A 24,552-nucleotide genomic window follows, 5' to 3' on the forward strand; every position below is an offset into this window, starting at 1 on the left:
TTAGTGTTGAATAAGCCGTGCATCTTGCGCGGCTTGTTTGTTTTATCTACTTGGTAATGCGAGACCTATAGCATAAATGGCGATACCTCGTGACTTTATCAATGAGCTTATAGCTCGCACCGACATTGTTGATCTAATTGATCATCGTGTACCTTTGAAAAAAGCAGGGAAAAATCACTCTGCATGTTGTCCTTTTCATAGCGAAAAATCACCTTCTTTTACTGTCAGTCGAGATAAACAGTTTTATCACTGCTTTGGTTGTGGTGCTCATGGCAACGCCATCGATTTCATTATGGAATACGATAGGCTGGAATTTGTTGATGCCATCGAAGAACTCGCAGGTAAATTAGGATTAGATGTACCCAGAGAACAAGGTACTGGTCCTAAAAAAGATCAAGGTTTGAGCCGCGACTTATACCAATTGATGGAAGAAGCGAATCTCTTTTATCAAAGTCAGTTACGTCAGCACTCAGACAAAAAAAAAGTATTAGATTATTTAGATTTCAGAGGGCTTTCATCCACTGTGGTTGAGCACTTTGGGATTGGTTTTGCGCCTGACGGTTGGGATGGACTATTAAGTCGCTATCGCCAAAATCAGTCAGCACAAGACAAATTACTGACTGCCGGCATGTTGATTGCCAACGATAACGGAAAACGTTACGACCGCTTTCGCGATCGATTAATGTTTCCCATTCGTGACCGTCGAGGTCGTGTAGTTGGCTTTGGTGGTCGAGTTTTAGGCGATGGCACACCGAAGTACTTGAATTCGCCAGAAACGCCCATATTTCATAAGGGTAATGAGCTTTACGGCTTATATGAACTCAAGCAAAGACATAGAGACCCGCAGCAAGTATTGATTGTTGAAGGTTATATGGATGTCGTTGCATTAGCCCAATTTGACGTTGATTATGCCGTTGCATCACTTGGCACAGCAACAACAGCTGAACAATTTCAGTTGTTAGTGCGTAGTGCAAAAGAAGTGATTTGTTGTTATGACGGCGATAAAGCGGGTAAGAAAGCCGCTTGGCGCGCTTTAGAAACCGCTCTGCCATTACTTAAGCCTGGTGATGTCGTTAGATTTATGTTTTTACCACAAGGTGAAGATCCAGATACGATGGTTCGCCAAGTCGGTAAAGAAGGCTTTGAAAAGTTGATGCTCGATGCGCTTGATTTACCCGCATTCTTATTTGAGACATTAACCAGCCAATACGGCACAGATAAAAGTGCACTGGCTAAAGAAGCTATGGCACTGATTGAACGAGTACAAGATACCGTTTTACAGAATTTATTATTAGAGAATCTTGCGCATAAAATTGGTATGAACAGCGCAGACGATCTAAAGAAAAAATTAGGTTTTGCCGTAAAACAGCAACAGCCTATGAATAAAAAGGGCTTACAAGGGCGCGGTACACCATTGCGATTAGCCATTGCTTTGTTAGTGCAACGACCTGATTTAGGTTACGGCTTAGCTGCCCAACCTGCTTTAGCCCACTTACAAATTGCTGGCATTGACTTGCTAATTGATTTGTTAAATTTAACTCGCGAACAACAGTTTAACAGCGCACAACTACTTGAGATATATCGAGAGCACGAGCAAAAGAGTGCCTTGATTAAATTGGCCCAATGGGACCACCAAGTGGCGGATGAGAACTTAGTTCAAGAGTTTAAACAAACCCTGATTTGGTTGAACAATCAATATATTGAACAGCGTTATCAGGAATTGAGTCTTAAACAAACTCTAACGAAAGCTGAAAAAATTCAGCTAACGAAGCTTATTTCGATAATGAAAGGCATCGCATAATTGCATTTTTTATTTTAAAAATGTTCAGTTAAGCAATGTCATGGACTAGCGTACTTTAGTTCATACAGCTATAATTGACGATTTGCTTGACACTTATGCTTCGGCAGGTGTCCAGTCGTTATTTCAGTTTCCCCAACTTGGATGATATCTATGGAGCATACTCCGCAGTCGCAACTTAAATTGTTGCTTGCTAAAGGTAAAGAGCAAGGTTACTTAACCTACGCTGAAGTCAATGACCACTTGCCAGCTGACATGGTCGATTCAGATCAGATTGAAGATATTGTCCAGATGATAAATGACATGGGCATCCGCGTTTACGAACAAGCGCCAGATGCCGATGACATTATGATGTCTGAGGACAACACCGATGAAGATGCAGCAGAAGAAGCAGCAGCTGCACTTGCTACGGTAGAGAGTGAATTAGGTCGTACTACAGACCCAGTACGTATGTACATGCGTGAAATGGGTACTGTTGAGCTATTGACCCGCGAAGGCGAAATCGTCATCGCAAAACGTATTGAAGAAGGCATTAATACGGTTCAAAGTTCTGTTTCAGAATACCCGCAAGCCATTGCGATGATTCTTGAACAGTTTGATAAGTATGAAGCGGATGAACTTCGCTTAACTGACATCATTGCAGGTTTCGTTAACCCAGATGACGATGACGTAGCGCCTACTGCTACTCACGTAGGTTCTGAGTTATCAGAAGAAGAACTTGAAGACGAAGATGATGACGGTGACGACGAAGAAGAAGAGGAAGGCCCCAAAGGTCCATGTCCTGAAGAAGCTAAAGAAAAGTTCACTCAATTACGTGAGTCTTATGAAAAAGGCTTAGCGGTAATTGAAAAGAAAGGTCGTGACCACCCTGAAGCCATTGGTGCTTTATTTGTCATCGGCGAACTCTTTAAAGAATTCCGTTTAATTCCTAAACAGTTTGATCGCTTAGTAAAAAGCATGCGCACCATGATGGATCGCGTGCGTGTTCAAGAGCGTTTAATTCTAAAGTTATGTGTTGATCAAGCTAAAATGCCGAAGAAAAACTTTGTTAAGTTCTTCACTGGCAACGAAACTGATTTAGCTTGGTTCCATGCAGAGAAAGACAGTAACAAGCCTTACGCTGAAGGTTTGAGAATGGTTGAAGAAGACGTGATTCGTTGTAGCACTAAATTGGCTGCAATCGAAAAAGAAACAGGTCTAATCATTCGTGCAATTAAAGACATCAACCGTCGTATGTCAATCGGTGAAGCAAGAGCTCGTCGTGCGAAGAAAGAAATGGTTGAAGCAAACTTACGTCTAGTAATTTCGATTGCTAAAAAGTACACCAACCGTGGTCTACAATTCTTGGATTTGATTCAAGAAGGTAACATCGGTTTGATGAAAGCTGTAGATAAGTTTGAATACCGTCGTGGTTATAAGTTCTCGACTTATGCAACATGGTGGATCCGTCAGGCAATTACACGTTCTATTGCTGACCAAGCGCGTACAATTCGTATTCCAGTACATATGATTGAAACGATTAACAAACTAAATCGTATTTCACGTCAAATGTTACAAGAAATGGGTCGCGAACCAACACCTGAAGAATTATCAGAACGCATGTTAATGCCTGAAGATAAGATTCTTAAAGTGCTGAAAATCGCTAAAGAGCCTATCTCAATGGAAACGCCAATTGGTGACGATGAAGATTCACACTTAGGTGACTTCATTGAAGATAATACCTTAGAGCTTCCTTTAGACTCAGCAACAAGCGAAAGTTTAAAGAATGCCACTCACGAAGTATTAGCAGGTCTAACTGCTCGTGAAGCTAAAGTATTGCGTATGCGTTTCGGTATCGATATGAACACTGACCATACACTTGAAGAAGTCGGTAAGCAGTTTGACGTAACACGTGAACGTATTCGTCAGATTGAAGCAAAAGCGTTACGTAAATTACGTCACCCTTCTCGCTCTGAAATCTTAAAGTCTTTCTTAGACGAATAAGTCTAAAGATTGATAAAAAGCCCGCAACTAGCGGGCTTTTTTATTGTTATAAATCAGGTGTATTCACCTGAACCTGCCTGCAAATTGCTTAACAGATAACCAAACGATACGTAGAAGTGAATTTCTAGCGAATTGAGTGGTGACAAGTACCGATAAACTTCGTATACTTCCCTCCGCTTTTGATAGTGACGACTGTCTTAAGTCGGCCCCTTAGCTCAGTTGGTTAGAGCATACGACTCATAATCGTCAGGTCCCCAGTTCGAGTCTGGGAGGGGCCACCAATTTTGATAAGCCGCTTAAAGAAATTTAAGCGGCTTTTTCATGTCAAAAATTTAAATTACTCTCCCCTTACGCCCATTGATAACATAATCGTCATCAATTCATGCAGTTCGAGGCTGGGGAAATCCAACAAATACTTGATAAGTCGTATGAAGATATTTAAGCCGCTTTACATGTCAAAAATTTAAATGACTCTCCCCTTACGCCCATTGATAACATAATCATCAACAATTCATGCAGTTCGAGGCTGGGAAAGTCCACCAAATACTTGATAAGTCGTATGAAGAAATTTAAACGGCTTTTTCATGTCAAAAATTTAAATGACTCTCCCCTTAGGCCCATAAATAACATAATCATCAACAATTCATGCAGTTCGAGGCTGGGAAAGTCCACCAAAAACTTGATAAGTCGTATGAAGAAATTTAAGCGGCTTTTTCATGTCTCGAATTCACTCAGGCTCTATATGCAAGCCAATAATCTAAGGCTGTTGAGCGTCGTTATCTCTCGCCGATTTAGCAATTTCCAAATGTGTTTGTGCTGCAGTAAAGGCTCTTACGGCACGAGACTTGAATTCTCGACGATATAAAGTGTATACCACCAGCAAACTTGCCAATATCAATAAGATAGGGTTCCAGAACCAACATAAAGCGGCCATAGAGAAGTAATATGACCTCAGGCCATAATTATATGAGTGAGCAGCTTGATCGCCTACTGTGGCCATTTGACGGGAATACGCCAATAAGTTTTTATTTTTTCCAGTGAGATCAATTGGCGCAGCGCCAATCATGACATTCAAAAAGCCATATTGACGCATAGACCAAGTAAATTGGAAAAAGGCTAATACAAAAATAGATGCCAACATGGCTAGCTTCACTTGTACTAAAGCATGGTTAGGTTCAGCTGAAAATGGAATGGAACTAATGACTTCTTCAAGACGTTCAACTTGAGCGAATAAAGTTAATACACCCGCTAGCACCAGTAAGGTGGTTGACGCGAAAAACGCAATATTTCGCTCTAAATTGGCAAGTAAAGAAGCTTCACCAACTCGGATTTCCTTCTTCATCACTTCAGCCATCCAATGGATACGATGTTGATGTAAACAGCGCGCGATACAGTTAGTCGTTTTAGCTTTTTTACGCGCAAAAAAAGTGTAGCCCACCCAGCAGGAAAAAAAACAAGCTAATGCAACAAGGTCTAACAAGGAAAAAAGCATAAGGCTCAATGTATTATTGGATTAATGCTCAATTATGCAACACATTAACCTTGGCATAAATAGCTTTTCATCATTTATCAATTTAAACCGCTAAACACACGTATTTCATTTCTAGATACTCATCTAGTCCATGCCTTGAACCCTCTCGGCCAAGTCCTGATGACTTAACCCCTCCAAAAGGCGCAACTTCAGTTGAAATCAAACCCGTATTGACCCCAACCATACCAAACTCTAAGGCTTCAGAGACTTGATACACTAAACTGATATCACGAGCATAGAAATATGCAGCGAGACCAAAGTCAGTGTCATTAGCCATGTTGATCACTTGCTCGACTGATTCGAATTCAAATATAGGCGCTAACGGGCCAAAGGTTTCTTCAGTGGCGACTTTCATTGCCTTTGTTGCGCCTTTAATTACGGTAGGTTCAAAATAATAACCGCCTAAGGGATGATTACTCCCTCCCAATAAAAGTTCTCCACCGAGTGCTAGGGCATCTTGAATATGCGATTCAACTTTACTTATGGCATTACTGTTAATTAACGGACCAATATCTGAAGATTTATCGATACCGTTACCAACTTTTAATTGCGCTACAGCTGCGACAAATTTTTCAGTAAAGAGGTCTATCACGCCTGATTGCACATAAATTCTATTTGCACATACACAAGTTTGGCCTGCATTTCTAAACTTTGCTTGCAGTGCTCCTTCGACTGCAGCATCAATATCTGCATCATTAAAGACAATAAACGGCGCATTGCCACCGAGTTCTAAAGACAGCTTTTTAATGGTTAGTGCACATTGAGCCATTAACTTAACCCCAACGGCTGTAGATCCAGTAAACGAAAGTTTTCTCACGGTTTTACTGCTGCATAGCACTTTACCAATTGCTTTCGCATCACCAGTGACCACATTAAAAATACCTGCGGGAATGCCAGCTCTATCAGCTAACTCTGCCAGTGCTAACGCGCTATAAGGGGTGTCAGGGGCAGGTTTTACAATCATAGAGCAACCAGCTGCAAGTGCTGGCGCAGCTTTACGGGTGATCATCGCTAATGGAAAATTCCATGGCGTTATAGCGGCCGTTACCCCAATAGGCTGTTTCGTCACAACAATGCGTTTATCACCTTGATGGCCAGGAATCGTTTCTCCGTAAACTCGTTTAGCCTCTTCAGCAAACCACTGAATAAATGACGCTGCGTAGCCAACCTCTGCTGCAGACTCTGTTAAGGGTTTCCCCTGCTCTAATGTCATGATTAAGGCTAAGTCATTAGTGTTTTCAATAATCAATTGATACCAAACTAATAACACCTGCTGTCTTTCTTTCGCTGTTTTAGCTTGCCATTGAGACAAAGCAACTTGGGCTGATTCAATCGCTAACTGCGTTTCTTCAGCAGCCATTTCAGGTACAGTCCCAATTGATTCATTGGTTGCTGGATTAGTAATCACAGTAGACTCGCCAGATACTGCATCACACCACTGACCGTTAATGTAGGCTTGTTGACGAAATAGATTTGAATCGCGAAGTTGCAGCATGATGGCCTCATAACAATTAGCAAAAAATGACAAAGAGATTGGCGTAAATTAGGTGGTGCTTTGGCATAAAGACGCACACATTGATATTGATGTTAGCGAATTTGCTCTCAGATAACGAGAATAACTTACTATAAGTTAATCATTTAAAATAATTGACTTTTTTATTGGTTAATCACAAATGTGAGCTTGGTTATAAAGCTGCAAAAAAAATTGCAATCCTCGGGTAGCAGAGTATCTTAAATAGTAAAGAAGTTGTCATACATAAGGAATTAACCATGCTCGAAACGGGATTAAAAGTATTGTTTGTGCTGGTATTTTTCGTCATTGCCTACAAGCTTATCTTTTCTGGAGCTCGAGGTTTAAAAGTTTTCGAAATGCACTTTAAAGACGGAAAACTCAATAAGCATTCAGGAAAAATTCCTGAGCGTTTCTCACGTGAATGTAAATCTATCGCTAAACATGAAAAGCTCACTTGTACTGTCAGAGCCGAAAAACTTAATGGTGTCAGACTGCACATTTCGGCCAATATCGATGACAAGATTTCACAACGAATTAGGAATGTGTTTCCATTTGAATACTACGATAAGAAGCAACCTGATAATTCAAAGCTCAAAGGTTAATTAAGCTGAACAATCAAACAATAAAATGGCGCTGATATCTCAATATCAGCGCCATTTTTGCATTGTGAAGTTGCACACGATGAACGTTAAACAATCAGAGTTAATTTATTGTAGTTAACTCATAATAGTTAACTCATAATAGTCACAGGAGATGAAACCCGCACACACTGGTAATTAGTTAACCTTTTGAATGACTAAAGTGACTTCAGCCACTGTGATACCGAATTTAATAATGTCGCTTTTGTTAATAATGGTATTTTCATCCACTAAAAACATCCAATCATCAAAATGAACTTCATATTCTGAATCATCAACCACTAAGTTCATATCATAAGCCCAGCGAAGCGCACTGCCCCTCGCTTCACCTTCAGCTATGCCCAAGATATCGTTAGCAGTGCCTTGATACTTACCATTACCTAAATCGGTTATTTTCCAAATGCGGGTTTGTTTTTCGCCATCATCGTAAATAAACCATTCATTAATCACCCCTTCATCACCTTGCCAACTGGCTTCCATGGTGACGGTAAATTTTCGCGTCACTGTGCCAGAATAATCTTGAACAATGCCTGATGCGGTCAACTGGCCATCGAAGAATGTTTTAAGGTTTAATACGGGGGTCGTTTTATCATAATCCTCAATCGATGCTGAAGAGCAAGACATCAACACCAATCCTGCGATTACCACTAAAAAGTATGATTTTATTTTGCTTAGAAGACCCATTATTTGTTTGCTCCAATCAATTGCTCACGTAATTCAGGTCTGCTGGTTTGCTCTGATAGCCAAATACCTAAAAACGCTTTTGAAAATCCAGGTTCTTCGATTATCGGTAAGGGTTTGTCATTATAATAAAATTGGCCTAAGTCATCGCTATGCATCATAAAGCTTAGCTTATCGCCCTCTTTAACGTCTGGCCACGCTTGCTCTATTTGCTGCTGTAATCTTGGGATATCTTGATTGGCAATGCCAATGTGTTGCCACTGATCCACTGTTGCTTCGATAAGATCTTCAGCTTCAATATCACGATGGTATTGAATCTCAAGCTTGAGCGGTAGCTGACTATGCTGATAGTCACCATCTACCGACATTAACCTCGCGCTATAGATTGAGAACCAGAGTAAGTCCATGTCTGCTTCACCGACCATCTGCAGCTCTGTATGCTTATTATCATATGCCTGCAATAAGTTAACATTGACTTGTTCTTTCTCAATTGAATCACTCTCAAACTGAGCTGATGACACAGATAATGGCGTCAATACAATACAAAGTAATAAGGTGTAGACTTTCATTGTGTTAACTCCTCTCGGGTAATATTTTTCATTGAACGATTAAAGAAAAAGATGAAACATTTCATACCAATTTTTCAAAATCGGTACGAGCATGTTTTAAGCCAATCACCTTTGACAGCCACAGAAATAAAGGGAACATCAATGACCAAATCAACATAAGTGCTAAACCAGAAGTCACTGTGCCATAGGGTAGATCTACGGCATTTAAATTGGCTCCACCGATGTAACTTAAGCTGCCAAAAATGCCCCCTAGAAGGGCTTGTATCGAAATAGGAAAATGATTAAACAAGGCTAAACTGTAATTAAGTGACAGAGCAAAATAACCCCATAGTAAACCCAACCACAATGGAAATACCTGAAACTCAAACAACCCTATACTTACAAGCACGGTATCCAACAAGATCCCCACCGAGGCACACACCATTAATACTTTAAAATCAAAACTCTTTTGCTGACTGGCGACAAAGTGCCAAATAATCAAAATAATTGGGATAATAATAAGTTGGTTAGCTGCAAGTACACCTGCCCACCAAATCACTTGAAATGCCAGTGCATTGATAATATTGGTATGGGCAGAATGTGGCATTATTTATACGCCGCCAGCTAAAGTGGTGCGGTATTGTGGTCGCACTGCAACCAAATGTACCGTACTCGTTGTACGTTCTAAAAAGCCACCTTCGCAATAGCTTAAATAAAACTTCCACATACGGATAAAGTCATCACCGTAACCAAGTTGCTTTATGGTGTCTTGCGCCTTATCAAAACGTTCATGCCAGTGATACAGGGTTTGCGCATAATCTTTGCCCATATCATCAACAGACCACACCACCATGTCAGTTTGCTTCGCTACGTGTTTATTCATTTCGCTAACAGATGGTAAACAGCCCCCAGGGAAAATATAGCGCTGAATAAAATCAACGCCTTTGCGATAACTGTCATAACGCTGATCGGCAATGGTAATCGCCTGAATTAACATTCTTCCTGATGGCTTTAGCAAGGTTTCTAATTTTTTAAAGAATCCAGGTAAATACTCATGCCCTACAGCCTCAATCATTTCGATAGACACTACGCGGTCATATTCACCTTCAAGCAATCGATAATCACTTTTGAGTAAAGTGACTTTATCTTGCAGACCTTCTTTATTCACTCTGTCGACAGCATAATCATACTGCGCATCTGAAATCGTGGTCGTGGTAACGTTTACATCAAAGTGCTTTGCGGCATAGATTGCCAATGCGCCCCAACCGGTGCCGACTTCAAGCAACGTTTGCCCAGCTTTTAAATCTAAACGTTCGCAAATTGTGTGCAGTTTATGCAGTTGAGCTTCTTCTAAACTCGCGTCTTTGTGAGGATATAATGCACTCGAATAAAGCATTTCTTTATCAAGAAATTGCTCGTACATTGAGTTACCTAGATCATAATGAGCGAGAATGTTTCGTTTAGAACCTGCGGTAGAGTTACGATTAAAGACGTGAGTTAATCGGTTCATCCCGACACTAAACCATGAAAAGTAGCGTTCAATATTATCGAGTAATGCTAAGTTGCGCGCGAATAACTGAACGACTTTGGTTAAGTCAGGACTAGACCAATGACCTTGGATGTAAGCTTCACCTGCACCGATAGAGCCGCCCCAAATAATTTGCTTATAAAAACTTGGGTGAGTCACTTGAATGGTCGCGTGTAAGTCAGACTCAAAATCCCCGAATGTTAAACTTTGCTCAGCCGTATCGTCCTTGCCTGAATTAACAATGGTCAAATAGCCACCAGAGAGGTGCTTTAACGCACGTAATAAAATTTTCTTTGCAAAGCTGTCTGAAATACTTGCTTGCTCTACGTTCGCATTAATCGCTGTATTGTCCATATATCTCTCCGATTCTTACATTTAGCATTTCAATTTTTATAATGATGTCTTTCAGTACGTAACAAACTGTCTTTTGGTTTAATTTAAGTTTAATCAGTGTGGGGGTGAGCAATAAATGGGATTCTTTTTACAAATAGCTTCATTGCTTGCCAATAAATGCCCCACATGATTTTCAGTGTCATCACAGGAAACCCTATCAACATGTTGCGAATATTACTGGCATTAAATGACTTCCTTCTCAGCTGAAGGCTGGCATCAAATAACTTATTATTGGCATCATCTCGATTTTGAATGGTCACATTAAGTCGCTTGCTTGGTGCAACGACCTGCCATTGATAATGCATGTCCAAATCCATAAATGGCGACACATGAAAAACTTTATCTGTGGTTTCTGTTTGCTCAAGATTCACCAGATAACAATGGCGTTGATCCCACGGTGTGTTACTGACTTCAGCCAACATGTAAATCGGCTGCTTATCTTGATAGCAAAAATAGAAATTAACTGGACTGAAGTAAAAACCAAAATGACGCACTTGACCGGCAAAAATCACTGACTCACACGATTTAGTTGCCCCCAATTGTTCGATGGTCCACAACACTCGTTGCTTTAGTGCTTTATCTGGTGTGGTATTACTGCTTTGCTTTAAAGAGACACTGTCAGGTATCTCTGTATCACTAAATTGCGATGCAAGGGAGTTTAAGTAGTCATTGGGATTAAACTTAAGCAAAGACCACTTCGTTGTACCAAACAGTCGACTCACTTTGGCTAAATTATCAACCTCATCTAAATCGATGGCTAATAATGCCATTTCATAGGCAAAACTATGGTTTTTAGGAGTAAAACGCCTGTGACTTACTTCACCTTGATACACGCCACTATTAAAACGGTCTTCAGCTATGCTTGAACTCATAGGCTGATGCCGAAATTATTACAAACATCTAGTCCACTGCGTACACCATCTTCATGAAAACCGTTATACCAGTAAGCTCCGGCAAAATGCGTATGGCGCACACCGCAAATTTTTGTTCGCTCTTTTTGTGCATTCATACTGGCTTCGTTAAACACAGGGTGAGCATAGTTAAATTTACGCAAAATTTTACTGCTATCAATTAAATCAGTCTGATTTAAAGTGACACAAAATGTCGGTGCATCTTTAGGTAAGCGTTGCAGAATATTCATATTGTAAGTCACGCTAGCAGGCTTATTAGCAATATCTTCAGCGTCTTTACCTTCTAAACGGTAATTCCAACTTGCCCAAGCAGCTTTTCTTTTCGGCAATAGATTAATATCTGTATGCAATACCACCTCATTATTTTGATAAGCCATTGCTCCGAGAACTTCTTTCTCATCTTCAGTGGCATCGGTTAACATCGCTAAAGCTTGGTCGCTATGACAGGCCAATATGACTTCATCAAAATAATGCACTTCATTATTGATTTTGATATTCACGCCATCTTCTTTACGCTCAATAGATGTAACTGGTGAGTTCAAAAATAATCGTTCTTTAAAGGGTGCTATCATTGCTGGGATATAACTGCGTGAACCACCTTCAAGCACATACCATTGCGGACGGTCGCTGATATTGAGTAAACCGTGGTGTTGGAAAAAGCGAATAAAGAAGCGTAATGAAAAAGCACGCATATCATTGATGCTGGCTGACCAAATCGCGGCCCCCATCGGCAGGATATAATGCTCACTGAAAAAGTCAGAAAAGCCATGAGTGTCTAAAAACTCACCTAAGCTGTTTATTTGATAGTCTTCTGCTTCATAAATGGCTTTACATTGATTATTAAATTTAACGATTTCAGCAAGGAAACGATAAAAATCAGGCTTTAATAAATTACGTCGCTGGGCAAACATACTCCACAAAGTGTGGCCATTGTATTCAAGCCCTGTTTGAGTGTTTTGCACGCTAAAGCTCATCTCCGTTGGCAGAGACTTAACCTGTAATCGCGCCATCAATTTTTGAAATCGTGGATAGGTTCTGTCGTTGAACACAATAAAACCACTATCGATAGCGTAAGGCTTTCCAGCCACTTCCACATCAATTGTAGCTGTGTGACCACCAATATAATCATTCGCTTCAAAAACGGTAACCTCATGCAACTCACTTAGTAAATGTGCACAGGTTAACCCTGAAATACCCGATCCAACTACGGCAATTTTTTTCATATTAATCCTTCAGGCTTATTCTTTTTATTTTATTAACTCGCCTAATAATGGTTACCAATAATCACCATTATGAGGCCTTCTCAAGTTGTCATCTTTTATGCTTTGTCTGCTTTTGGCGTCAGCATATTGTTAATAACTACTGATGGCAGACAACTCATTAACTTAAGTAAATAGGTAAAACGCTTAGGAAAATGAATTTCGCTGTTACCCGTTTGCATGCCATGCATAATTGCAGTGGCGGCTTTCTCGGCCGATATTTGCATTGGCATCGCAAAGTCGTTTTTATCCGTTAGTGGCGTTTTTACAAAGCCAGGACAAATTACACTTACGCCAATACCATGTGCTTTTAAATCCAAACGTAAGCTGCTTGCAAGGTAGTTCACAGCCGCTTTTGATGCGCCGTAAGCCTCAGCTTTAGGAAAAGGTAAATAGGTCGCACTGGAACTCATCAAGCCGACTCGGCCATTGACTGCGATTAAAGGTAAAAAATGCTCTAAACAATAACCCATTGAAATAACATTGGTTTGAATGACACGCTCGAATAAAGCGCCATCAAACTGAACAGGGTTATTAATGTATTCACAACTCCCCGCATTTAAAATGACCATCTTGAGGGTCAGGTTATCTTGCTGTAAATGATGCGTAAGCTGTTCTGCCGCTTGCTCAATTTGGTGTTTATCATTGATATCAAATACCAGCGGCGTGGCGCCTTTGATGGTATTTAGTCTTTGGGCGTTACGACCACAAGCAAACACTTGGTAGCCTTCAGCGACATACTGCATCGCAAGCGCTAAACCAATGCCTGAGCTTGCACCAGTTATCAGCACTGCGTGTTGACTATTTGCTTGCTTCATTGAGGCGCTCATGATGATGCCTTAGCTTTAACCATGCTTATCACTTTGCCCAATACAGGAATTTGCTCATACAACATTTGACCAAGATCGAAATAATCTCGATGAGATGTGATTTTGTCTGAAAAGATAAGGTGACTCATGCCATCAACTTGGATTGGATTTCCGCGATTAAGTTTGCTGTGGCTGTAGGTCATCTTCCAAAACACTGAAGCTTGTTCGCTCGTGACACTGATCTGTTGAATATCGAAATTAATTGAGTCGACATTGGCATATAGATTGGCAAAATAATCGGTTAGCGCACTCATTCCCTTAACGGTATGCAATGGATCTTGAAATACAATATCGTCACTGTATACCTGCTTTAAGAGGTGCAATGTGTCTTTATTGAGACTTTGGTACATGTTAACAAAGTCATCAATAATCTGCGGCTGTTCAGGTTCAGTTGTCTCAGTCACCTTACTCACCTGCTTAGCGCTAGCAAGTTCGGCAGCTGAAGTCGCCATCGTCGGCTGAAGTAATTCACTAACGTTATTAGTGCTACTGTGCATTTAACTCTCCTTGAACCATCTCATTAAACATCATGTGCTGCTAATCATGCTGTTGCTAAGCATGATGCGCCAATTATCCTTCAGGCTATTTTTAACAACAAAAACGAGTAGTTATCTATTGATATTAATCTTAGTCGAAAGATTTGTCTTACAGAATTTAAACAATAAAAAAAATAATTTTGTTAATTATTTATACGTCGGTTTTGTTTAAGCAGATCAAAAAAGGCGCTTAGAATTCTCTAAGCGCCTTTTTATTTACTTTTGCTTTTACTTTAGCTCTTACTTAACTATTCGCTGAATGGCTTACTTTACTGCATACTTTACTGCATACTTCGCTAGCTATTATGAACTTCGCTACTAGCTACACTGGCAAAATGATATGAGCGAGTAAGTTATTGTGTATTTATAAGTAAAGTTACTCGTAACCTCTCACCGCAATTGGGTTCCAGTTTTTCTCAACTTCTTCTTTAATGAACTTCTGTTTCGCTTCACTCAACTTAGCTTCATTAATTCCCACTGCAGCGTGGGCTGACTCTTTAGAGCTAATATCAGGGTATTCCACCTTAGTGACTTTCAAGCTTTCAAGCAATTGTGCTAATACTGCTCTTGCCATTTTAGCTTGCGATGTTGCACGGCTCAGTAACATACGACCTTCATCAGGGTTATGAGCATATAAACCGTGTGATGCCATAGCGAAATCCCAATGCCATTGACCATGACGAATAGCCATAATTGCACTGTTCATTTGTTCCCAATTAGCACCAGCATCCCAAGCCGCTTTGGCTTCATAATGTGCTTTCACTAATAACCCTTCTACTTCACGGGCCATGGTTTCAATTTCATGCTTATCAGCATCTAATTTTGCCGTAATAGCTTCTTTGCTTTCATGACAACCAATACAGGTTTTATCAAAATGCGGTAGGGCTTTATCTACTTTATGGTTAGTAAACTCTTCGCCTTTGGCATTTTCTTCTACCGGCATATGACAAGTAATACAGGTGACATTGGCTTCAGCATGCTTACTGCGACTCCAATGCTCAAATTCTGGATGACGTGCTTTCAGTATTGGGGTTTTAGAAATCGGGTGGATCCACTCGTAAAAACGACGTGTATCGTAGTATTTCAAAATATTGTCGGTATCACTGCCGAAAATCCACGGCATGTTAACCACATTGCTTTTTTCAGGTTGGAAGTAATACGTCACATGACACTGACCACATACTTGCGCCCCTTGCATTGAGACATCTTGCTTCTCAAACGGAATACCTGTCTTCTGCATTGCGTTTTGCGCATGCGGACGTGGTAAAGCCAGTTCTGCACTACCGTCCACATGACAATCAGTACAGTAAACAACACTGTTTATCTCAGTGCCTAAATCAGTAAAGTTTGAAGCAGAATAACCTTCAAAACCCATTTCTTTAATCAAACGAGGTGCATCAGGGGTTTTACAAGTCCAGCAGCTAGCTGATGTGCCCATTTCGCCTTCTTTTGGCGGTACACCAGTACGCAATGTTTGCGTGACATCGGCTACTGCAAATTGGTGACCACGAGGGCTATGGTACTCTTTAGCAAAAGAAGATCCTGCCCATAAAATAATATTGGCAGGATAACTAGCGAGCATATCTTCGCGCTCAGTTTGCTCTTCAGTTTCAGCCCAAGTCTTAAACTGATCAGGAAATTTAGCTTCATTGACATCAGCTTTAGCGATCGCTGCAGCACACGTTGTCATCCCTACAAGCGACATTAAGACTTGACACAAACTCTTGCTTAACGCTTTACCCGCTAGATGTTTTTTAGCAAACAATGCTAATTGCATATTCACAATTCTTCCTTTAAAAATAATCAATAAATGGCGTAATAACATGAAGCCGTTACTTAGCCTGGACGCCCATCAATACGTGGGCGAGATAAAATTGGACTGTAATGCCAAACAAACAATCCAAAAGCGAGAAACCAAAATCCACCTGCTAACCACAACCAAGTTTGGGTTTGCGCAGGAAATATCAGGGGCATCACTGCACGCAATAACGCAGCAATAGGTAAACATACAAAAGCTAATATCATGTTAGGACCTTGATATATATTTCTGCTTGTATGACCCAGTGACACTCTTGAAATCATTGATAAACACAATGATGCTAAACAGCCGATGGCAAACAAATGTAATAAGCTGCGATAAGCAAATTCATTGTTAATAAACCAACCTAAACCCAACAAGGCAATAGGTAAAGATAAGTAAGATAAATGCAATGACCACAGCATTGGCTCTTTCAATGTTTTGTGGGGTAGCCAGCGACTGATTCTAACCAAGTGTAATACACCAGCACTGAGCAATAGCACTTGTTCAACGGCCATCGGTAAAACCTTAAAAATGGCCTGAACAACAAGGGCAATCATTAACACTAGTAAGCTTTTTTCCAATGCAAAAATGGGCTCTGCTTTGGGTTGCTTTACTCTCATTGCAGTAAAAAATGGAATCACTCTTCCACCGACAATAGTGATCAGTAGTGCTAGCCAAAATAACATTCCTTGCCAGATTTGATTAGCTAAAATGAAATTACGCTCTTGTAATGCGTAATAACTCACAAGATTCACTATCAAAGCAACAGTAAGCATGATCGAGAAACCAATATTTGGCCACTGCTTCACTCGATAAACGCAGCGCCACATAGTGAAAGCTGCAATACCTAAAAACAGACTATCGAATATGGCAGGTAAGAATAATGGGATATCAAATGGCAGTAATAATAATAACCTTGCCAATAACCAACTGCTAAAAGTAATCGCTAAAGTGGGACCTTTAAGGCTAGGTTGGTTAGTCCATGTTTGTACCGCTGTCAGTAAAAAGCCACACACAATCGCCATGGCAAAACCAAATAACAACTCATGTGGATGCCACCAAAGTGGCAAGACATTCGACCAAAAGTTGCTATTAAATAAACTGTACTGCGGTGTGTACCAGCCCATTAGCCATAGGGGAATATATAACATTGCCAATGCAGCGCCGCCCAAGAAAAAAGGTCTGAATGCTAATCGCCATATTGCAGCGGTTTTTTCAGTTTCTGCCGGATCGTCAATATTTAGCATAATAATCAAACCTTTTTAATAACGCACTAAAGATGCATTTGAAATATATGTTTATTGTATGTCGTTATTTCTTTTACAGCAATGATAAAAATGTATCACCTTACAAACCTAGTAGAATCTGTGATCTGTCGCAAAGAAAGTGAGTTAAATTGCTCAATAAAAAAGCCACGATTAAGTGGCTTATTCAAATAACAAATGGCTTACATGGGATATTCAGTATTAGCGCTTTAGCGCACTTAACACCTCTATAGCCCGTTTTCGCGCTGCGCTATGCTCAACAATTGGTGATGGGTAAGCCTGATTGGTAACCTTATCTTGTGGCGCAACATTTCCAAACAAATCGTCCTCATTAAAACGAATCTCAGACTGTTCAATAAACAAAGGCTGATGGATCAGTTTAAGTGACTGCTGCGCTAATTCAGGGACATAATGTTTTATAAAACTGGCATCGGGGTCAAATTTACTGCTTTGGTTCATTGGATTAAACACACGAAAATAAGGCTGAGCATCACATCCCGTTCCAGCGGACCATTGCCAGCCACCATTATTTGCAGCGAGATCACCATCAATGAGTTTTTGCCTAAAATATCGCTCACCCCAGCGCCAATCAATAAGCAAATGTTTAGTGAGGAAACTGGCCACGACCATTCTTAAACGATTATGCATCCAACCCGTTTGATTAAGCTGTCTCATCGCTGCATCAATGATTGGGAAACCTGTACGCCCCTCACACCATGCTGCGAACTGCGCATCATCATTTACCCATCGAACATCATCGCCTTTTTCATTAAAGCTTTTGCCTTTTGAAAGCCTCGGGAAAGCGACTAAAAGATGACGATAAAATTCACGCCAAGCCAGTTCATTTATCCATGTTTTAGCAGGGCTTGTATCATCCACTAGCGCTTCAGGGTAATAGCTCAAAGCTGTCGCTAAACATTGCTTTGCACTGATAACACCAATTGCTAAATAGGGTGATAATTTACTGGTGTTATCTAATGCCGGAAAATCTCTTTCGAGTTGATAATCCTGAATGTGCTGCTGACAAAAATAATCCAATATTCGTTTGGCTTCTCCCTCTCCTGCTCGCCATAAATTGCTTGAGACTTTTTTAGCAACATGGTCAGTCTCAAACACTATCGGATCTGGCTCAGCTAATGCAGGTCCTATTGGCGCAGGGACAGGTAAAGGAGCAATCATTTTACTCGACGCGATTTGACGCCATTTTTTGGAAAATGGCGTAAAGACCTTATACATCTGTCCCGAAAGGTTTTTCACCTCGCCCGCATTGATAATGCAGTCTTGAGCAACAAAAGTGATTGGCAGACCAATATCGAGTAATTGTTGATCGCGCTTTCGCTCATTAAACTCAGGGTCTTGAGTCGCAAACACTTGATCTATCTGATTATCAGTTAAAAAGTTGGGCAGCCAATCCATCACATCATCAAACCAAGGCAAGGTCATCACCGTGAGTTTTACACCTAACGCCGCCAGGCCTTGTGCAAGGATATTTAGATGACGCTCAATAAAATCGATTTGAATCGGGGCAACATCATGGCTTTGCCATTGTTTAGGGCTAACAATATATAAGGCTTCAACCTGCGGACAAGTCGACTTATCAAAATTGGCCAATTCTGTTTTCGCCAAAGCAAATGCTTCACAAACAGCAAGGTTGTCGGCAAGACGTAAATCTTGTCTAAACCAAATAAGTGATTTCATGTCAGGGCCTTAACTCAGATTAAAACAAGGATGAAGTGAAGAATTAATTGAACAAATACAGGCCAAATTATTGGCCTGTATTTTAATGTTAAGTTTAATAAGCGTATCGTAGTCTTAATGCTTCAGGGTGAGGGTTTAGATAAACCTGACCTTCAATATATGGTGTTGGATACTCACGCAGATAGTGATTAATCAATGTAATAGGTACTAGTAAAGGTAACAGTCCTTCACGGTATTTCATGATTGATTCAGTTAATTCTTGTTTTTGCTCTTTAGAAAGATGCTTCTTAAAGTAGCCCTGAATATGCTGCAAGGTACTGGTGTGGTTTTTACGAGTTGCTTTAATCTTTAACGCCGTCATAAAACCTACAAAATAGGTTTGCGCAGCAGCATCAAGATCATCAATGTTCGCTAAAACCGGCCCTAAATCACGATACCATTGAGGGCTATGAGCCATTAGAAGGTATTTATAACGCGCGTGAAACTGCATTAGTTTATGCTTGGTCCAGCCTTCAGCTTGCAAGGTATGCCACTCATGATACGCATATACTCGAGTGATAAAGTTTTCTTTAATCACTGGATCATGCAAGCGCCCCTCTTCTTCCACAGGTAACTCTGGGTAGGTATCCATCAATTTTTTTGCAAATACACCCACGCCGCTTTTGGTACCGTTATTGGTGCCGTACTTATACTCAATGACTCTTTCCATGCCACAGGTTGGCGATTTAGCGCAAAGAATGTAACCACCAATAAAGTCGAGTTCACCAACACGTTTTTTACTGTACTCTTCAAGTTTATCTGTTACATCAATACTGCCATCAGCACTTTTTAAATAAATTTTATCGCCGTCGAGCTCTTGACGGATAGTTTTGCGAGGCGCGCCCATACCTATTGCCATCTCTGGGCAAACACTGATGTAGTCGAAAAATGGAGCGAGGTCGATATTGCAGTAATTTGAGTTTTTATGGCCGCCATCAAACCGCACTTTTTGACCTAATAAACAGCTGCTGATACCAATTTGTATTTTTTCAGGATTAAAGATTTCTCTATTCACGATACGACTCCTTGTGGCTTAAAGACCATTACGTTGTGTAATGGCGTTTAGATCACTTGCCTGTATTGATATTAGCCTTTAACTCATTAAATTATAATAAAAAGTAAATTTTTATCTTGATAGAGATGAAATCGGAGGTTTACTGTTCCAACCTATAACTCATGTGATGTTTAAAAAACAAGCATCACATGAGTAAGAGTATAAACGACGCTAGAAAGCCTATGAATAGATTAGCTATCGGCCTTTTCTGCGTGGCGTTGTCCAAATATCTCTAAGCCCCAGACGAGTCCAATACCCACCAGCAGACAAATAACGGCTGCGGCAAGCTGTGATGACTCACCTGTTAGTTGCTCAAACTGCATCGGTGATAAGTTTTGCTCGGTAAGCGGTACTTGTTCGCCTTTTGAATTTTCGCGCCAGGTTAATACTTCTTTCCAGGGCCAAATTTTTCCTAAGGTGCCGAGCATTAACCCTGTTAGAAATAATAATGTCTCATCATGGAATTTACGTAACATGGCAGATAACACATGACTAAAGCTTAATAGCCCAACGACGCATCCCATTGCAAAACATGCCAATAATAGAACATCAAACCCCTTTGCTGCGGCCAATACTGCAGGATATAGCCCTAATAACAACAAAATGAAGCTACCTGAAATACCCGGTAAAATCATCGCGCAAATCGCAATACATCCGGCAAAGAAAAAGTTCAAATATCCGGCATCTAATTCAATTGGATTTAATACAGTAATAAACCAAGCAAAGGCTACACCGAATACAAACAACACGCAGCGCAACAGATTGATGCTGCTCACTTGCTTTAGCATGTGCACCACTGAAAACAGAATTAAACCAAAGAAAAATGACCAAACTGGTACAGGATGGTTGGTCAATAACCATGAAATCAGCTTAGCGAGGCTGAATATACTGGTGAGAATACCGCCAAAAACAGCCACTAAAAAAGGGCCATTAATGTGCATGAATGCAGCTTTAATGCCTTGCTGTTTTATCACGCCTAATAATGAAGGGTTAATCTTTTTAATCCCGTCTAATAATGGCTCTAAAATCCCAGTAATAAATGCAATCGTGCCACCCGAGACACCAGGAACCACATCTGCGGCGCCCATCGCCATCCCTTTGAAATAATTTAATAGTTGCTGCAAAGCTAATCCTTAGTAAAACACCTGAAATCTAAATTTATCTAACCCTATTTGCGATAAAGGTCGTGATAAAGCCCCAAATTAAGACTGAGATAAAGACTGAGATTTAGCACTTTGCCATTTAGCCAATAACAAAGTGAAAATACCAAACCGAATTATACCTGCAACGGCGCAAGAGACTAATTAATCTTTTTCAATTTACATAGGTTATGTGCAAGTGGTTACAAGGATGTTAAACTCACTTCAAACTAACTCATCAGACCAGATGTAAAAATAATTCTAATAAGACAAGGATTGATATGAGCAGCTCAAAACCCAACCATGTATTAGCTTTATATAACAAGGTAACTAAGTACCCTTTTGGACATAAGATTTTCTCTATTATGGTATCAAGAATGGCGCCATATTTTGCCACGGTAAAACCACTGGTTACCGATCTTACTGTTAACCGATGCTCAGTATTAATTAAAAAACGTAATGCGGTTCATAATCATATTAAAACCGTTCATGTCATCGCCATTTGTAACGGTTTAGAAATGGCAATGGGAGTGATGGCAGAAGCATCAGTGCCTAAACACCTTCGTTGGATCCCAAAAGGCATGTCTGTCGATTATACCGCCAAAGCGGGTAGTGACATTGTGTGCGTTGCTGAAGTCACCCCAGAACAATGGCAAGTCGGAGATTTACTCGTCCCCGTTAACGCCTACGATACTGATGGAAATGTTGTGGTTAAAGGCACGATTAAATTATGGATTTCTGAAAAGCCGCAAAAGTAATTGATATCATAAGGTTGAAAGCTTAACCCTGTATCTTTTTCGATCACAGGCTGTTACGCTTTCAGCACTTTTATCATTAGAAAACACAACAAAAATAAAGATATGAATAGCAAAAAGGATTCTGCAGCTCATATTGGTACCTCACCCAATTCAGCAAGTACCGCAGCAAATACTGTAATAAGTCGTTCGAACTCATCAAGTGCCAACGCCAGCTCAAACAAACGCCCAAATACCATTAACGAAAGCCACGGCAACCGTAATAGCAATATGGATGCACTTAGAGGCATAGCCATATTGGGCATTTTATTCATGAATATCTTTTTTATGAATGACAGTTTTTATGGTTACGCAGCGCATTTACCACAAATAGCATCAGATAGAATTTTAGAAGTGTTCAGTAACTTCTTTCTAGAAGGACGCTTTTTAAGCCTGTTGTCTATTTTATTTGGCGCAGGATTACTGATTCAGTATCAACGCTTCGAAGCCAATAACTTACCCGCTTATCCGTTCATTAAAAAACGCCTTAAATGGCTCATTGTTTTCGGTCTGATTCACGGCATTTTCATTTGGGGTGGTGATATTCTACTGACTTATGGCATTAGTGCTTTTCTAGCACTTAATTACGTTAACGCAGATATTGAAACCATTAAAAAGCGTGCCAATCAATTTATTTTTGCTGCACTAGTACTTGTGGCTTTATTCTCTCTTGCCATTGAAGAAGAACATTATTTTAGAGGCTCAGAACTGCATCAGCAGCAGCTTTTAGATTGGTCTGCAGCTTATATTAATGTCGTTTTGCTACAATTAATGCAAGTGGGCTTTATGCTAATGCTCATCCCGCTCACTATCATGTGGTATGCAGGCGGGTTAATGATGTGGGGCATGGTCCTGTATAAGCAAGGCGTATTCGAACATGGCTTGGATAGAAAAACACTGCTTCAATGTATTATTGTGACGATATTATTTTCAACCATTGACTCAATTTTAAGCTTTTCATCCAACCCCGTTTTAGTTGAATTATCGACAAGCATGATGATGGTGAGCGCAATAGCAATGGCGTTAGTTTATGTGCATCTTATAGTCAAAATTTGCCAAAACAGTCAACGGGTTTTAGCGCCATTTCAAGCTGTCGGTAAACTTGCATTTAGCTGCTATATTTTTCAATCTCTTATTGGTGTCAGCATTTTTCGTTACGCTATAAGCCATTATGCAAGTGACTTATACATGAGCTTGAATCGAGTAGACTATTTCCTTATCGCAATCATCATAACCCTGTTACAGTTAGTGTTAGCGCCAGTCTATCTACGATTTTTTAATCAAGGCCCGTTAGAAGCCCTGTGGCGCAAACTTGTTATGGCAAAGTCCAACACGTGAACGGCAAACCAGGAAGGCCTATGAGTCAATATCTCAAAGCATTATTTGCGGGTATAGCGCTGTTATTATTAAGTAGCTGTGTTAGCTGGGTAGCGCCCAATGTTGAGTCAGATCTGCTTGAGCTGCAACCAGGTGAATATCAACTGGATGAAAACCATGCCGCGCTAATTTTTAAAATTCAGCATTTGGGCTTATCAACTTATGTTGGCCGCTTTAATCAGTTTGACGCTGAACTTAATTTTGATCCTAACGATATGGCAGCTGCGACGCTCAGCGCCGTAGTTGATATAAGCTCGATTGACATCAATAACCCTGACTTAAGCGACACCTTGCAAGAAGATACTTGGTTTCACAGTGCCCAATTCCCTCAAGCTGCATTTGTAAGTCATACAGTTACCCCCATTAATGACACCAGCTTTAATTTCAGTGGTGATTTAACCTTACGCGGTGTGACGAAACCCGTGACCTTCACGGCGACTTTTCATGGCGGCGCAGATAACTGGATGACAGGCAAGTACACTGTTGGTTTTAGTGCTGTAGGCCAAATTAAACGCTCTGATTTTGGCATGAGTAGTTATATACCGATTGTTGGCGATGAGATTGAATTAGAAATTTATGCTGAATTTTTAAAATAAAAAAGCGAGTCTATGATGAAAATTTTCGGCCTGATAAGTTTAGCAACCATGTTAGTCATCGGCTTTATGATATCGATGAACCTTGGCTATTACTTGTTGGCAGTCAATCTGATCAGTGGCTTTATCACATGGCGAGATAAACGCGCGGCAAGTAAACAGAAGTGGCGCATTCAAGAGCAAACACTGCATGGTTTTGCACTTATAGGTGGCTGGCCCGCCGGTATTATTGCGCAAGAGGTGTTCAGACATAAAACCCAGAAAACGCCGTTTAAGTGGATTTATCGCTTAATGATATTAGTTAACTTTTCTTTTGCTTCTTTAATGGCTTATATCACTTTTTTTGCTCAATAATGTCACATCTTGCTGCTAAACCAGCGAGCCGATAAAGCCTAGGTACAACAAATGACGCTTTCGCTTTACCCCGCTTATTTCTATCAGTACCATGCATATCAGGTTCTCAATCAGAATTTTTATCGACTGACTTGCGCATAACTTCCTTGTTACTTACCTATTAAATAACAGGCTTATTAACGTAAAAGTTACTCGAGGTTGAAACGATACCGTTTCAGCTAAAAAACTTACTAAAAAATACATCGGGATT

22 protein-coding genes and 1 tRNA gene are annotated in these 24,552 nt (G+C 40.4%); 8 read left to right on the forward strand and 15 right to left on the reverse strand.

Going from position 1 to position 24,552, the window contains the following annotated elements:
• Positions 1-76 precede the first annotated feature (76 nt).
• The 3 genes from dnaG (at position 77) to LMH66_RS01285 (ending at position 4,062) form a co-directional block, all read left to right on the forward strand.
• Complete coding sequence (dnaG, locus tag LMH66_RS01275; RefSeq protein ID WP_229367822.1) at positions 77-1,801, forward strand: DNA primase; 1,725 nt, start codon at positions 77-79, stop codon at positions 1,799-1,801.
• A gap of 150 nt (positions 1,802-1,951) precedes the next feature.
• A complete protein-coding gene (gene rpoD, locus LMH66_RS01280) occupies positions 1,952-3,781 on the forward strand; it encodes an RNA polymerase sigma factor RpoD (protein ID WP_229367825.1) in 1,830 nt (609 codons plus the stop codon).
• 204 nt (positions 3,782-3,985) lie between these two features.
• Positions 3,986-4,062 (forward strand) — tRNA-Ile (locus LMH66_RS01285).
• 476 nt (positions 4,063-4,538) lie between these two features.
• Here the strand turns inward: LMH66_RS01285 and LMH66_RS01290 are convergent.
• Both LMH66_RS01290 and LMH66_RS01295 read right to left on the reverse strand, forming a co-directional pair.
• On the reverse strand, positions 4,539-5,273 hold the full coding sequence (locus LMH66_RS01290; protein ID WP_229367828.1) for a DUF599 domain-containing protein: 735 nt from the start codon (positions 5,271-5,273) through the stop codon (positions 4,539-4,541).
• An 82-nt stretch (positions 5,274-5,355) separates the two neighbouring features.
• Positions 5,356-6,804, reverse strand: coding sequence for an NAD-dependent succinate-semialdehyde dehydrogenase (locus LMH66_RS01295; protein WP_229368162.1), 1,449 nt, complete (start codon positions 6,802-6,804; stop codon positions 5,356-5,358).
• Between the two features lie 278 nt (positions 6,805-7,082).
• On the opposite strand from LMH66_RS01295, the gene LMH66_RS01300 reads away from it, so the two are divergent.
• Entirely contained in the window at positions 7,083-7,427 is a 345-nt protein-coding gene (locus tag LMH66_RS01300; protein ID WP_102529750.1) for a DUF3634 family protein, read from the forward strand.
• A gap of 174 nt (positions 7,428-7,601) precedes the next feature.
• Here LMH66_RS01300 and LMH66_RS01305 read toward each other — a convergent pair whose 3' ends face one another.
• From LMH66_RS01305 to LMH66_RS01365, 13 genes are all read right to left on the reverse strand, one after another.
• Positions 7,602-8,147, reverse strand: coding sequence for a DUF3833 domain-containing protein (locus LMH66_RS01305; protein ID WP_229367830.1), 546 nt, complete (start codon positions 8,145-8,147; stop codon positions 7,602-7,604).
• On the reverse strand, positions 8,147-8,713 hold the full coding sequence (locus LMH66_RS01310) for a chalcone isomerase family protein (RefSeq protein ID WP_229367832.1): 567 nt from the start codon (positions 8,711-8,713) through the stop codon (positions 8,147-8,149). Before LMH66_RS01310 ends, LMH66_RS01305 begins: the two co-directional genes overlap by 1 nt.
• A 61-nt stretch (positions 8,714-8,774) precedes the next feature.
• Positions 8,775-9,299, reverse strand: a complete 525-nt coding sequence (locus LMH66_RS01315) for a DUF2878 domain-containing protein (protein ID WP_229367834.1) — start codon at positions 9,297-9,299, stop codon at positions 8,775-8,777.
• 3 nt (positions 9,300-9,302) lie between these two features.
• Positions 9,303-10,574 carry an SAM-dependent methyltransferase gene (locus tag LMH66_RS01320; protein WP_102529754.1) on the reverse strand — a complete coding sequence of 424 codons (1,272 nt, stop codon included), beginning with the start codon at positions 10,572-10,574 and terminating at the stop codon, positions 9,303-9,305.
• 89 nt (positions 10,575-10,663) lie between these two features.
• The gene (locus LMH66_RS01325) at positions 10,664-11,485 is read right to left on the reverse strand and encodes a DUF1365 domain-containing protein (protein ID WP_102529755.1); all 822 of its coding nucleotides are present in this window, start codon (positions 11,483-11,485) and stop codon (positions 10,664-10,666) included.
• Positions 11,482-12,747 carry an NAD(P)/FAD-dependent oxidoreductase gene (locus LMH66_RS01330; protein WP_229367836.1) on the reverse strand — a complete coding sequence of 422 codons (1,266 nt, stop codon included), beginning with the start codon at positions 12,745-12,747 and terminating at the stop codon, positions 11,482-11,484. Before LMH66_RS01330 ends, LMH66_RS01325 begins: the two co-directional genes overlap by 4 nt.
• A 95-nt stretch (positions 12,748-12,842) precedes the next feature.
• Positions 12,843-13,613 (reverse strand): SDR family NAD(P)-dependent oxidoreductase, encoded by a 771-nt coding sequence (locus LMH66_RS01335; RefSeq protein ID WP_229367846.1) that lies wholly within the window; start codon positions 13,611-13,613, stop codon positions 12,843-12,845.
• Entirely contained in the window at positions 13,610-14,149 is a 540-nt protein-coding gene (locus tag LMH66_RS01340; RefSeq protein WP_229367849.1) for a nuclear transport factor 2 family protein, read from the reverse strand. Before LMH66_RS01340 ends, LMH66_RS01335 begins: the two co-directional genes overlap by 4 nt.
• A 415-nt stretch (positions 14,150-14,564) precedes the next feature.
• Positions 14,565-15,878 (reverse strand): ammonia-forming cytochrome c nitrite reductase subunit c552, encoded by a 1,314-nt coding sequence (locus LMH66_RS01345; RefSeq protein WP_229368163.1) that lies wholly within the window; start codon positions 15,876-15,878, stop codon positions 14,565-14,567.
• 146 nt (positions 15,879-16,024) lie between these two features.
• Positions 16,025-17,236 carry an NnrS family protein gene (locus tag LMH66_RS01350; protein WP_229367852.1) on the reverse strand — a complete coding sequence of 404 codons (1,212 nt, stop codon included), beginning with the start codon at positions 17,234-17,236 and terminating at the stop codon, positions 16,025-16,027.
• Between the two features lie 219 nt (positions 17,237-17,455).
• Entirely contained in the window at positions 17,456-18,952 is a 1,497-nt protein-coding gene (locus tag LMH66_RS01355; RefSeq protein ID WP_229367855.1) for a cryptochrome/photolyase family protein, read from the reverse strand.
• A gap of 94 nt (positions 18,953-19,046) precedes the next feature.
• Positions 19,047-20,006, reverse strand: a complete 960-nt coding sequence (locus LMH66_RS01360; protein WP_420709390.1) for a YbgA family protein — start codon at positions 20,004-20,006, stop codon at positions 19,047-19,049.
• Positions 20,007-20,236: 230 nt separating this feature from the next.
• Positions 20,237-21,169, reverse strand: a complete 933-nt coding sequence (locus tag LMH66_RS01365; protein ID WP_229367858.1) for a DUF368 domain-containing protein — start codon at positions 21,167-21,169, stop codon at positions 20,237-20,239.
• Positions 21,170-21,465: 296 nt separating this feature from the next.
• Here LMH66_RS01365 and LMH66_RS01370 point away from each other — a divergent pair, with 296 nt between their 5' ends.
• From LMH66_RS01370 to LMH66_RS01385, 4 genes are all read left to right on the forward strand, one after another.
• Positions 21,466-21,942: a hotdog fold domain-containing protein gene (locus LMH66_RS01370; RefSeq protein ID WP_102529761.1), complete on the forward strand. Its 477-nt coding sequence runs from the start codon at positions 21,466-21,468 to the stop codon at positions 21,940-21,942.
• A gap of 102 nt (positions 21,943-22,044) precedes the next feature.
• Positions 22,045-23,316, forward strand: coding sequence for a DUF418 domain-containing protein (locus LMH66_RS01375; protein ID WP_229367860.1), 1,272 nt, complete (start codon positions 22,045-22,047; stop codon positions 23,314-23,316).
• Positions 23,317-23,336: 20 nt separating this feature from the next.
• Entirely contained in the window at positions 23,337-23,951 is a 615-nt protein-coding gene (locus LMH66_RS01380) for a YceI family protein (RefSeq protein WP_102529762.1), read from the forward strand.
• 12 nt (positions 23,952-23,963) lie between these two features.
• Positions 23,964-24,302 (forward strand): DUF1294 domain-containing protein, encoded by a 339-nt coding sequence (locus LMH66_RS01385; protein WP_102529763.1) that lies wholly within the window; start codon positions 23,964-23,966, stop codon positions 24,300-24,302.
• Positions 24,303-24,552: the final 250 nt, after the last annotated feature.

The sequence above is a fragment of the Shewanella sp. 10N.7 genome, from assembly GCF_020806285.1.
Lineage (GTDB): Bacteria > Pseudomonadota > Gammaproteobacteria > Enterobacterales > Shewanellaceae > Shewanella > Shewanella electrodiphila.